The sequence below is a fragment of the Acaryochloris sp. IP29b_bin.137 genome (genome assembly GCF_028285745.1).
Lineage (GTDB): Bacteria > Cyanobacteriota > Cyanobacteriia > Thermosynechococcales > Thermosynechococcaceae > Acaryochloris.
Window position 1 is genome coordinate 1 of the sequence record NZ_JANQOP010000102.1, and the last position, 10,518, is coordinate 10,518.

Genomic DNA, 10,518 nt, shown 5'->3' on the forward strand with positions numbered 1-10,518 from the left:
CCCCTTTTCATGATTTCAATGGGTTTAGCTATCACGAAAACTGGCTAAACAACTTGTCCATCAGCATATCTATGAATGGGCGTAGAGAAGGTCATTCTCAAGAGACCCCAGAATCCGTTAGAACGAGAGCTGTTCGTGGGGAGAACGACCCTGTAGATGCTGATCGAGTGATGCACACATCAGGGAAATATCAGCTTGTTCCGGTTCATCCAAAGCGGAGGCCAAAGCACTGGCAAAATCTAGCTCAAGTTGCTGGTACATTGCTGGGAATTGACGGAATATTCTCTATATGAGAACATAGTACTATGCTTTCTCTGTATATCCTTCCGTGCATGTTATCAGCCGCAAGATTCTCCGATATTTTTGTAACAAACATGCAGATTCTTGCGACGCCCTTTTTGCCTGGTACAGAGTGGCAACAAAGGCAGAGTGGCAAAACCTTACGCAAGTTCAAACCCTTTACCCAAAAGCCGAAGCCGTGGGTAATTTCACCGTTTTCAATATCAAGGGCAATACCTATCGTTTAATCGTTGATATCAACTACGCTAAACAGCGAATTTACATCAAGTACATCCTGACTCATTCTGAATACGACAAAAACTTCTGGAAAAATGACCCTTACTTTTAATGCCGAAACTTATGGCCAGTTACTTGCAGATTATCGCCCCAGGGTAATTACCTCTGAACAAGAAAACGATGCAGCGATCTCACTCGCTGAAGAATTAGAACATCTCCCCCATCAAACCCCTGAGCAAGAAGCCTTGCTTGATTTACTGGTGACGCTAATAGAGAAGTATGAAGACACCGCCTATCCGATTCCCAAGAGTAGTCCCTGTGAGGTCTTGCTGCATTTGATGGATGCCAGAGGATGTATCCAAGAAGACCTGATCGGTGTGATTGGCTCTAGAGGAGTGGTATCAGAGGTCGTGAATGGTAAGCGGGGCATCAGTATTGCCCAGGCAAAATCATTAGCAGCGTATTTTGGAGTTGATGCCGGACTTTTCATTTAGGCGCTTATCCTTCAGAGGACATTCCACAATTTCGCACTCGGAGGGTTCCATGCGGATTGGGGGTTCAAACTTTGTAATACCAAACCGCTCACGGATCACTTTAAGGACCTGGTTTAGGTAGTGACGTACTTGAGTATTGGTCATGCCCATACAGTGGATAGGCTCAATAACGGCTAACTTCTCACTCCCCTGCCAGATACTAATGGCCAAGGCATGGAGGTGGGCATCCTTGGGCTTTTCTTTGTAGAGGTAGAGCAAAGCCACAGGCGGGGCTTGGACGGGAATCGAGAGGGTTTCAGTTGTTTGAACCTCAGACTGTTCCCCCTTCTGGTCGGCGCGTTCCCCCCTGCGAATAGCATTGTTCTGCTTGCGATGGCGATAGTGAGAGCGCTTGCTGTCACAAGTATTATCTTGCCAGCAGCTATCCCCATGAAGTCCGTGAATACGCTTGGCCTCAGAGCGGGAATAGTCGATGCACTTTAAGCATTTGGGATTGATGGGACGAGCCATACTCTAGGTCGCTCCTTTGACCCGTGACGGTGAAAGTCAATAGCAGAAAAACTTTCAAGTTGCCAGGGTAGCATAACATTATTTAGTCTAAGAAATAGTCTAATACAGATAAGAAGAATTATTTGGAGTAGGAATTATTACAAAAATACCCCTTCAGGTAGGAGAAGGGGTTTGAAACGCAGTTTTGAGATTTTGGCCTATATAGTTGATGTTAGGTAGGTCGTAACAAGTGACTTAGATCTTGTTCTTGCGGATTTTGTAGAGTGAACTGAAAGTCACTGTCTGTAACCATTCATTAATTCTGCAATGATGGGAGAAAGTGCTATAGATTTTTCTCTTATAAAATCACAAAAATAGAATTCTTACTACCGTGTATCCTCATCTATGACGATTCCTCCTTTAAGCCGCAAAGCCACCAAGGGAGCTAAAACTAGCCGCCGATTGACTGGCCCTGAGTGCTGACTGAGAGAACAGTTGAAAAGCCTTGCGAATCTCATTTTGAGAATTGCCTGGTGTCAAGATCCATTGATCGTGCAACCCCATCTCCCGAAACGCCCGTTTAAAGTCCGTCTGTCCATCCTCGATTCCCATCGCTGCAATAATATGGTCTTCCGTGCGCAGCATATCCTCAACCATCCCCTTGACCTCCCGGACAGAGCGCCGGGAATGGGCATCGGCCCCATCCGTAATAATTAGGGACACCGTCCGCACCGGTACCCCATTATCGATAAAGGATTGGGCCTTCGCCAGGACCGTAGCTAATAAGACCAGCGTTTGATCATAGAGCGGTGTTCCCAGATTTGGATCATAATTGTGCTGATCCATGCGGATGGCTTGATCAACGGGACAATAAGGATAGAGCACCAGGCCATTCAGATAGCGGTTGTGGACGAGAATCTGATCTTGTTGCGGGGACGTTGCCAAAGTATCCAGAACCGTATTATGTCCTGCCCGGACTACCGCTCCATTGCCTGCAAACCGAATCGAACCCGAATCATCCGGCATAATCGTCACCAGGACTACCTCACTGGCCATCACATCATCCACGGGTGTTCCCAGGCCAGCCTGGATTTGTGCCCCAATATCGACAATATTGAGGGCCTGCATCGACGCATTCGAAAGTACCCCATCCGCTTGGGCAGCTTGGAATAACGCATTTAGATTTGGAACTTGAGACATGATATTCTCTTTCATTGAAGTTATTAAAATTTTGAAAAAATGGGCAAAAGAATCCTGTGGAGCGTTCGAGTTCGCTCCCAAACCCCAAAAGAGTTGTGGATTATTTAGAGGGGGTTATTTACGCATTGTTGAGAAAAGCAAGTAGCACATCTTTGTGGGGATGCTGATTGAGCCATTGTTTAACCCGCTCAGCTTCCGCATAATCTTTGGGGCCGATTATATTGCGATAGACTTAGTCCACCTTTTGCTGCCGTTCAGAGGCTCGAATCTTGGCTTGCCAGGGAGTAGAGAACACCTTATGAACCTCGTTATGCAATCCCCTTTGGGCCATTCTAATTAGCCTGCTCAATCTAAGGATTGATTCCAGGCCAATCTGAGATTGCATCGGTTGATCGAACTAGATGCATCCCCGCTTGTTGGAACCTTAGAAACGCCTCATTCGCCTGCTCAGTAAAATCGACCACCCCTGGAACCACCACTGGTGAAGAACAATCTTCGAGAAAATAGATTTTCTTTGCCAGATTCGGGTCATGGGCTTGAATTTCCGTGAGTAAGTCGTCGATGGTCCAAGCGACACAGTGGCTCTTGGCCTGTCCGGCAATAATAACCGCATCAAAGTCCAGGAGCTTTTGGATAAAGCGGGTATTCTTTTGAGCAATCGGCCGTCCCTTCGGATCATCAAGGACCTCAGGTTGGAGGACCGAGTAATTTTCCGTTAGAGGATTGCCCCCCTTGATTTCAAAATTCGTCTGACTATGGCGAGCCAGGTTATGGAAAAAGCAGGCTTCTTCGACTGCTGCCACCAGAGCATGGCCAATGCCCCCCAACATGGAGTGATAGGGCCAAATGGTCAGCGGGTATTTGCCCTCCTGGGAGAGACGCTGAACATAGTGGCGGGCAAAATTCTGCAGCACCAGATAATTGCCCAGACTATAGGCCATGGCCGGATTCACCTTCCAGGCTCCCTGTTCTACCTCTGCTAAGGAAATCATCGTCAGTGGTGTGGGAGACATGCCGCGATCATTCACCCAAAAATCAGCATGAAAGATCTGCATTGCTGTATGGGTATCCATCGTTGGCGCAATTTCTGTAATCGTCCCCAAATTTCGGTAGATGAACTTGCAGAGCCGACGATTATCCTCTACCGCTCCCATCCCGGACTGTCCCCCCACAAATAATTCAAACTCGGGAATACAAAACGTATTTTGAACATCAATCGCCATCAGGCAGATGCGAGTGTTGTCCTTCGCTGCGGGGTGTATCCCTTGTTGGGTGGCCCAATCCTGTGCCTGTTGGGCTCGTTCTTGGTAAGGAACCCGCCACACTTCCCCTACCCGCTGGGGGTCAAAGAATTTAGGAATCGATAATTGCGTCAACATCATTCAATAGCTCCTACTGACAACTGCAATAACTGAATTGTTTGGGCTGCCACTGCATAAAGCCCCTGGGGTGCGGCCAATAATTGACAGCCTGTTTGCACAAATGGCTCTGTTTCCGGGAACCGTCGTCGGACGATTAACTGTCCTTGAGCCATCTGAACTCGAATAATGCCCTCATCCGTTGTCACGAGCAGCGCATCATTGACTGCCCAGTGGGAACAAGTGAGCGATACCCGTTCGGTCCATTCCCCCACATCGCCCTGCGCTAGTACTTGGCCCGTCGGTGAGATCACCCAACATCGCTGCTGAAGCACTCCTTGGTCCTGGATCGTCACGAAGAGCCACCCTAGAGACTGACTGAACGTACAGTTGGCCGCCACCACTGTCCCTGCTCCCATCGACAATGGCAGTCGATCATTGATCCCTGGACGATCGGCATCGAAGACGAAGGCTCCGTTCAGTTGTCCGGCCCGATAAAAGCCCAGTCCAAACCGAGGCCCTACCCAAAATTGGGTTTGTCCCGCCAGCACCTCCCCCACCACCGAGTGGTCCCGCATCAACCGTCCCTGGGTCAGCCAATAGCAATGCCGATCATTGACTGCGAACTGGGGTCGGCCTTGATAGCTATCCACCGCGATTCGCTCCGTAGCGGTCGGCAATCCCACCACCTGATCCTGCTGGGCAACCCAGGTGGTTTGCCCCTGTAGATGCCAATCATATTCAGGACTGAGATCGCCTGTTAGAATTACCGTTCCGTCTTCCCGCTTAAACTGTCCCTCTTCCCAGACCAGCCACTGCAGTTGCCCCTCTGACAAGGTGGCTGCCAAGATCACCCCATCCGTTTTCAGGATTGTCGTGATCTTGACCTGGCCCTGCTGAACGAGTGGGGCTGTGCCTACAGACCGCGCACAGCTCGGACAAGCGGAGCGAGCATGTTCTACTCCACAGGTAGGACAGGTTTGCCAGCGCAAATTTTCCAACAGCGATCGCGGGAATTCCCCCCGCCAATCCTGTTCAAATACCCGACGAAAATGATTCAGCAATGATTCTGGCAAGCGATCGTACGGTAAAGCCGGTTTGGGATAGCGCACTTGAGGATGAAACACCGTTATCCGATGTAACGGTCGAGCTGCATGGGGTAGTTTTTGAGCTGGATCAGAGGGTTTATAAACACCCCCATAAGGATCAACAAATAGCAGCGCCTGCATCAGCATCACCGTAAAGGCATACCAATCTGATTCCCAAGAATAGGGCCGACATAAAATAGGCTGCGTTCCTTGCGGATCGCACAGCAGCGGATCCACAAATCGGGCGGTAAAGACCGAACAGGGAAACGAGCCAAACTGGAATGAATCGGCATCAATTAGAAACGCCTGTGTCCCCTGTACCAAAATATTCAGGTCATTAAAATCTCCAATTACCACATCAGCAAAATGCAGCTTGGCTACCGTCTCGTGCAGATCCAGAAAGAGGTCGATTACCGACTGAGTATCAATCACCCGTCTAAATCTGCGATCGCAATATCGTAACAACACATCAGCTTTGGTTAACAGCGGCATCGTATAGCCTAAAATTCGTCGTCCGCTTTGATTCATCACCAGTGTCTGGGGTGCAATCACCCGTTCAGGCAATGACTGGGGAAACTGACGTAGCTTTTGTTGATGCATTGTTAATCGCTCCCTTGCGCCCTGCTGAACCTCAGACATTCCCACAAAATCAGGATGGCTGGGAGGTTTAAACAGCTTCACTGCTGTTGTCCGATTGAGTCGATACACATCCGCTTCTCCCCCCTCGCCAATGGCTTGCTTTGGGCGCAGTTGAACTCGTTTTTGATTGATGTAAACGTCCATAGAGACTGAGAAAATTTAGAAAAAACTAGTACCGTATCACCACAAATCAACGATGTGGTTTTATTGACGGTATTGCCCTAAAACCTTTGCTCAACAGCAATCTTCTTCTACCGTTGATTTCCGTCTAATACTGATTAACGTGGTGTCATCCGGCAATAAACCCGGTACTTTTCGCACCTGCTGCGCAGTCCAATCTGGCTGTACTATCTCCCTGTTGATCTGAGCGAGCCGTCGCCGGATCTGGTCTGGATTTTGGAAGTAGCGATCACTACGCCAAAACTGGTGGAGTTGACCCACTCGTTCTGATTTCCCAGGGAGACATTCCGCCTCAGCATCAATCAAACTCCCCACCCCATCACTTCCAATCAGCACAGACTGTACCTGTTCTGTTGGTTGTTGGGCATAAATCTGAAGGTGAAATGGGTTTGCTCCTTTCTCTGCTGCCCATAGCAAGCTGTATGCCAGATAGGGTGGGGCATTATCGACAAAGGGGCCGATCCGGTGAATTTGCTCATTGATGGCAAACACTCCATCACCCAGGCCAAAAATCCATGTTGTTTTGGCGGTTATTAAACAGCCGATCATGGTGAATAAGAAGTAGTCCAGCAGCACTTGTGAGTCTGCCCCCAGTTGCTGCTGAAAAGCTTGCAACACCCCTAATAGCCTCTCCTTTAAAGTCTGCCAAAACTGCTCATCTTCAGGACGCTCCTCTACCAATAATTTGGCAAGGGTTTGTGCCGTCAACTGGGCCCCAAGCTCTGCTCCGACCCCACTTCCCTGTCTACTACCACACCCATCACATACCACTGCAATGGTTGCTTGGTCTCGGGTAAGAATGGCCCAGGCGTCTTGGTTATTCTGGCTGACTCGTCGATGGTCCTGGCCCAAAATAGAGCCGACTGCGATTTCAAAATGCTGCGGCATTGCTCTATAGTGTAAAAAGAACACTAAGTTGAATGAATCCATCATAGTGTTCTTTTTACACAATGTCAATTTTTATCCCTACCCTTTATGCCCTATTCCTATGACTATCCCCGTCCCGGCCTCACTGTTGACTGTGTGGTGTTTGGTCTCGATGCACGGATTGATCTCAAAGTCTTACTGATTCAGCGCCAGCTTCCTCCCTTTCAGCATCAGTGGGCACTGCCCGGTGGTTTTGTTCAGATGGAAGAATCCCTGGAAGAAGCAGCTCGTCGGGAGCTGCAAGAAGAAACGGGTGTCGAGGGTATCTTTCTAGAGCAGCTACATACCTTTGGGGATTTAGGTCGTGATCCGCGAGATCGCATCATCTCTGTTGCCTACTACGCCTTGGTCAATCTAATTGACTATCCCTTACTTGCCTCCACGGATGCTGAGGATGCAGCCTGGTATTCCATCAAGAATTTGCCATCTCTAGCCTTTGATCACGCCCAAATCTTTCAAAACGCCATTCAGCGCTTACAAGGTAAAGTCCGCTATGAACCGATTGGTTTCGAGTTACTCCCGCAAAAATTCACTCTTACCCAAATTCAGCGGCTCTATGAAACGGTTTTAGGCTATCCCCTCGATAAACGCAACTTTCGGAAGAAACTACTAAAGATGAATCTCTTAATTCCTCTAAATGAACGACAAACCGGAGTCGCTCATCGAGCTGCCAGACTCTATCAGTTCGACCAAAGTAAATATGAGTTATTGAAACAACAAGGATTTAATTTTGAAGTTTAAGGCTTAGGGGGAATATCTCGGCCCATTGGGATGCAATTTCTAATGGGTCTAGGCTACTCGATCGCTGCAACCCCTCCTGAATTTCATGGACCTCTTCATCCAATCGGAGCTGATTGGTGTTCTTGGGATTGGCTGCTAAAATCAGGATTTTTCTCACAGGATTCGCTGATTTTACTACTAAGCTAAGGACATATCAGTCATTCTTCCAGAATTTATGCAAAGCTTGGTTGCCGAAATTCTTACTGTATCTTCATTGAGGGAAGAACTATCTCACTTCCTTTTCTCTTTGAACTGTTTGAACCAACATAAAATATTGGGGCCATATCTTAATATTGGCGCTATTGTTCTGGAACTAACTTCACCTCTAAACGGCAACCCACTGCCTTGGCATACTTCCGCAAAGTGGATAGGGATGGTGAATGCTTACCACTACTGAGAGACGATTCCAATCGAGTCACTGCCGTAGCCTTTGTCCCCATTTTTTCAGCAATGTCAGCTTGGGTTAGACCTGCATTCTGGCGGGCAGCAAGCATTTGCCTCAAAAGACTAAACTCTTCCTCTAGTTTTTCGTATTCTTCAGCCACTTCTGGATTTTTTAGGGCTTTTGTTTTCAGATCCTCATGAGTCATTGTCTATCACCTCTTTTAACCGACGACGTGCGATCTTGAGTTCACGATTGGGGAGCTTTTGAGTCTTCTTCACAAAGCTGTGCAGCATCACTATCCTTTCGCCAATCAGGGTGCAATAGAACACCCTTGCAATCCCTTCCTTTCCTTTGACTCTCACTTCAAATAGGCGATCACCCATGGATTGGGTGTGAGGCATCCCCAGATTCGGACCAAACTCTAACATGAGGTCGGTGAGCCTCAAATATCTAGCTAACAAACCTGGAGGCAGAGCAAGCACCTCAGATTCAACTGTTTCGGAATAATATTGAATACTCCAGGTCATAAAGCAAACATAACATATTTGTTATCTTACAGCTTTATTTGAGCAGTGTTCAAATAAAGGCCTGATAAAGTTTATGGGCTTTTGTATTCTCCATTGAAAAAGCTCAATTACAGGTAATGATCGTTATTTGCAGTAGAAATTATCATGAACATACCGCTTCCGTCATGGTTTCGGGGATGAATAACTGTTATGAAAATTTTGCTGATGTGGTTGATATTAAACAGGTCGCTTCAATTGGCTTGGATTAATAGGGCAAAGCGTGCGATTCATCGCTTGAAGCTGCTCATCAGTCCCTAAGCAGATAAGAAAGTCTCCTGCCTCAAGTTGGATCTCTGCGGTTGGCCCGATAATCATTTCCCCTTGATCTCGCCGGATGGCTACGATCAGAACTCCTGTCAGCGAACGCAATTGCGATTCTTCAAGGGTTTGGCCAATTTGAGAGCTTAATAGTGGATCGAGAAAAAACTCTTCCATGTAGTACGTTTGATCACCACCTGCAAAAATACCATCCACAAAATCCATCACCTGCGGGCGCAGTGCTGCAGCAGCCATGCGCTTACCACCCGTTATATAGGGAGAGATCACAGAATCAGATCCCACACGTTGCAATTTCTGGATAGCATCTTCACTACTTGCTCGGGCAATAATTCGAATATCTGGGTTGAGCGTTCTGGCAGAGAGTACTGTATATAAGTTCTCAGCATCGGATGTTAAAGCTGTAATTAGACAAACTGCCGACTCAATCTTCAGTAAATGGAGGATATTATCTTTAGTGGCGTCCCCCTGTACAGCCATAAAACCTAACTGCTGTGCTTGGTGAACCACTTCTTCATCGTTATCCACCACCACAAATGGAATCTTTTGGAGAGAAAACTCTTCTGCAATTTGACGCCCTGTTCTCCCAAATCCACACAAAATATAATGCTGAGACAGTTCTTGCATAAGCTTGCGGCGTTGCTTTAATTGCATCCCTTCTTGAAAGTAGCCTCCCACAATCGCGGCTGTAAATCGGTTAACGATATACCCTACGGCAACAATCCCTAATGCGATCAGTAAGATTGTGAAAATTCGACTGCGTTCGCTGAGGGGCTGAACTTCAGTGAAGCCAACCGTCGTTAGAGTAATGACGGTCATGTAGAGCGCTTCTATAAAGTTCCAACCCTCGACAACCCAATACCAAAGGGTTCCGGCGAGAATAACACAAATTAGAGTTGACAGTCCGAGAAATAGTTCTCTCTGCGTTTTTCGGTATCTCTGCTTGAGTGCAGAAAAATAACGGTCATACCCCGCTGAATTCCGAGTTCGTTTTTGAGGTGACAAATTGAAAACTATCCCCTATATCAATATGGGTTTGGTTTCTTGCAGGTAAAAATTTGTTCAATCAGCTCTTCTGAATTAAAAGGAACTGTAGGGGCATTCAAACCATAACCTACAGTTTGTCAAAACTTTTGTCTTTCAGTTTGCATAGATTCTTTTATAGGGAATAGGTTACACAGCTATTTGGATTAGAATCACCATAGCTGGTATCCAAACCCATCACAGCGTCTTGATCCTAGGCTTTTCCAATGACCGTCCCCGAAGTAAAACTCATTGTATTGGCGGACCAGGCCGCTACCCCCATTGATGCTGCCCGGTCCCGAACTCAAACCCCAAAAACTACCCCAGCGGATCTGCGATGGATGCGAGTGGAAGAGTTTATGAGGTCTCGTGAGATTAGCTCCAACACTCGCAAAGCCTATGAACGGGACTTGAAGCAGTTCATAGGCTGGACGGATAAGGGATGGCATGAGATTACGGCCAGGGACTTGGATCGGTACAAGAATCATTTGAAGGTGGAACCCAATCACCGGGGCCAACTCCGAAAAAACGCGACCATTAACCGTAACTTGGCCGCATTGCAGAGCTTCTTCAAATGGCTGACGGTCCGGGACTACA

Annotated in this window: 14 protein-coding genes; 4 read left to right on the forward strand and 10 right to left on the reverse strand. The window is 47.5% G+C overall.

What is annotated here, in order from left to right; translation table 11 throughout:
* Positions 1–117: 117 nt before the first annotated feature.
* Positions 118–261: a hypothetical protein gene (locus Q0991_RS07645; protein WP_299487007.1), complete on the reverse strand. Its 144-nt coding sequence runs from the start codon at positions 259–261 to the stop codon at positions 118–120.
* Positions 262–328: 67 nt separating this feature from the next.
* Between Q0991_RS07645 and Q0991_RS07650 the strand changes: the two genes are divergently transcribed.
* Both Q0991_RS07650 and Q0991_RS07655 read left to right on the forward strand, forming a co-directional pair.
* Positions 329–628 (forward strand): type II toxin-antitoxin system HigB family toxin, encoded by a 300-nt coding sequence (locus tag Q0991_RS07650; protein ID WP_299487010.1) that lies wholly within the window; start codon positions 329–331, stop codon positions 626–628.
* Positions 612–1,010, forward strand: coding sequence for a transcriptional regulator (locus tag Q0991_RS07655; protein WP_299487013.1), 399 nt, complete (start codon positions 612–614; stop codon positions 1,008–1,010). Before Q0991_RS07650 ends, Q0991_RS07655 begins: the two co-directional genes overlap by 17 nt.
* Here the strand turns inward: Q0991_RS07655 and Q0991_RS07660 are convergent.
* The 5 genes from Q0991_RS07660 to Q0991_RS07680 form a co-directional block, all read right to left on the reverse strand.
* Complete coding sequence (locus tag Q0991_RS07660) at positions 969–1,520, reverse strand: hypothetical protein (protein ID WP_299487015.1); 552 nt, start codon at positions 1,518–1,520, stop codon at positions 969–971. The genes Q0991_RS07655 and Q0991_RS07660 overlap by 42 nt on opposite strands.
* Positions 1,521–1,919: 399 nt before the next feature.
* Positions 1,920–2,699, reverse strand: coding sequence for a hypothetical protein (locus Q0991_RS07665; protein WP_299487017.1), 780 nt, complete (start codon positions 2,697–2,699; stop codon positions 1,920–1,922).
* 350 nt (positions 2,700–3,049) lie between these two features.
* Positions 3,050–4,078: an isochorismatase gene (locus Q0991_RS07670; RefSeq protein WP_299487036.1), complete on the reverse strand. Its 1,029-nt coding sequence runs from the start codon at positions 4,076–4,078 to the stop codon at positions 3,050–3,052.
* Positions 4,078–5,928 (reverse strand): hypothetical protein, encoded by a 1,851-nt coding sequence (locus Q0991_RS07675; RefSeq protein ID WP_299487019.1) that lies wholly within the window; start codon positions 5,926–5,928, stop codon positions 4,078–4,080. Before Q0991_RS07675 ends, Q0991_RS07670 begins: the two co-directional genes overlap by 1 nt.
* Before the next feature lie 90 nt (positions 5,929–6,018).
* A complete protein-coding gene (locus Q0991_RS07680; RefSeq protein ID WP_299487020.1) occupies positions 6,019–6,852 on the reverse strand; it encodes a protein phosphatase 2C domain-containing protein in 834 nt (277 codons plus the stop codon).
* Positions 6,853–6,939: 87 nt separating this feature from the next.
* Here Q0991_RS07680 and Q0991_RS07685 point away from each other — a divergent pair, with 87 nt between their 5' ends.
* A complete protein-coding gene (locus Q0991_RS07685) occupies positions 6,940–7,632 on the forward strand; it encodes an NUDIX domain-containing protein (RefSeq protein ID WP_299487022.1) in 693 nt (230 codons plus the stop codon).
* On the opposite strand, the gene Q0991_RS07690 is transcribed toward Q0991_RS07685, so the two are convergent.
* The 4 genes from Q0991_RS07690 to Q0991_RS07705 form a co-directional block, all read right to left on the reverse strand.
* Positions 7,616–7,789 carry a hypothetical protein gene (locus tag Q0991_RS07690; protein ID WP_299487024.1) on the reverse strand — a complete coding sequence of 58 codons (174 nt, stop codon included), beginning with the start codon at positions 7,787–7,789 and terminating at the stop codon, positions 7,616–7,618. The genes Q0991_RS07685 and Q0991_RS07690 overlap by 17 nt on opposite strands.
* Before the next feature lie 181 nt (positions 7,790–7,970).
* On the reverse strand, positions 7,971–8,261 hold the full coding sequence (locus Q0991_RS07695; protein WP_299487027.1) for a helix-turn-helix transcriptional regulator: 291 nt from the start codon (positions 8,259–8,261) through the stop codon (positions 7,971–7,973).
* On the reverse strand, positions 8,251–8,583 hold the full coding sequence (locus Q0991_RS07700; protein ID WP_299487030.1) for a type II toxin-antitoxin system RelE/ParE family toxin: 333 nt from the start codon (positions 8,581–8,583) through the stop codon (positions 8,251–8,253). The genes Q0991_RS07695 and Q0991_RS07700 overlap by 11 nt, the downstream gene beginning before the upstream one ends.
* 216 nt (positions 8,584–8,799) lie before the next feature.
* Positions 8,800–9,903 (reverse strand): potassium channel protein, encoded by a 1,104-nt coding sequence (locus Q0991_RS07705; protein WP_299487032.1) that lies wholly within the window; start codon positions 9,901–9,903, stop codon positions 8,800–8,802.
* A 245-nt stretch (positions 9,904–10,148) separates the two neighbouring features.
* Between Q0991_RS07705 and Q0991_RS07710 the strand changes: the two genes are divergently transcribed.
* A partial coding sequence (locus Q0991_RS07710; protein WP_299487034.1) for a phage integrase N-terminal SAM-like domain-containing protein occupies positions 10,149–10,518 on the forward strand: 370 nt, incomplete at its 3' end.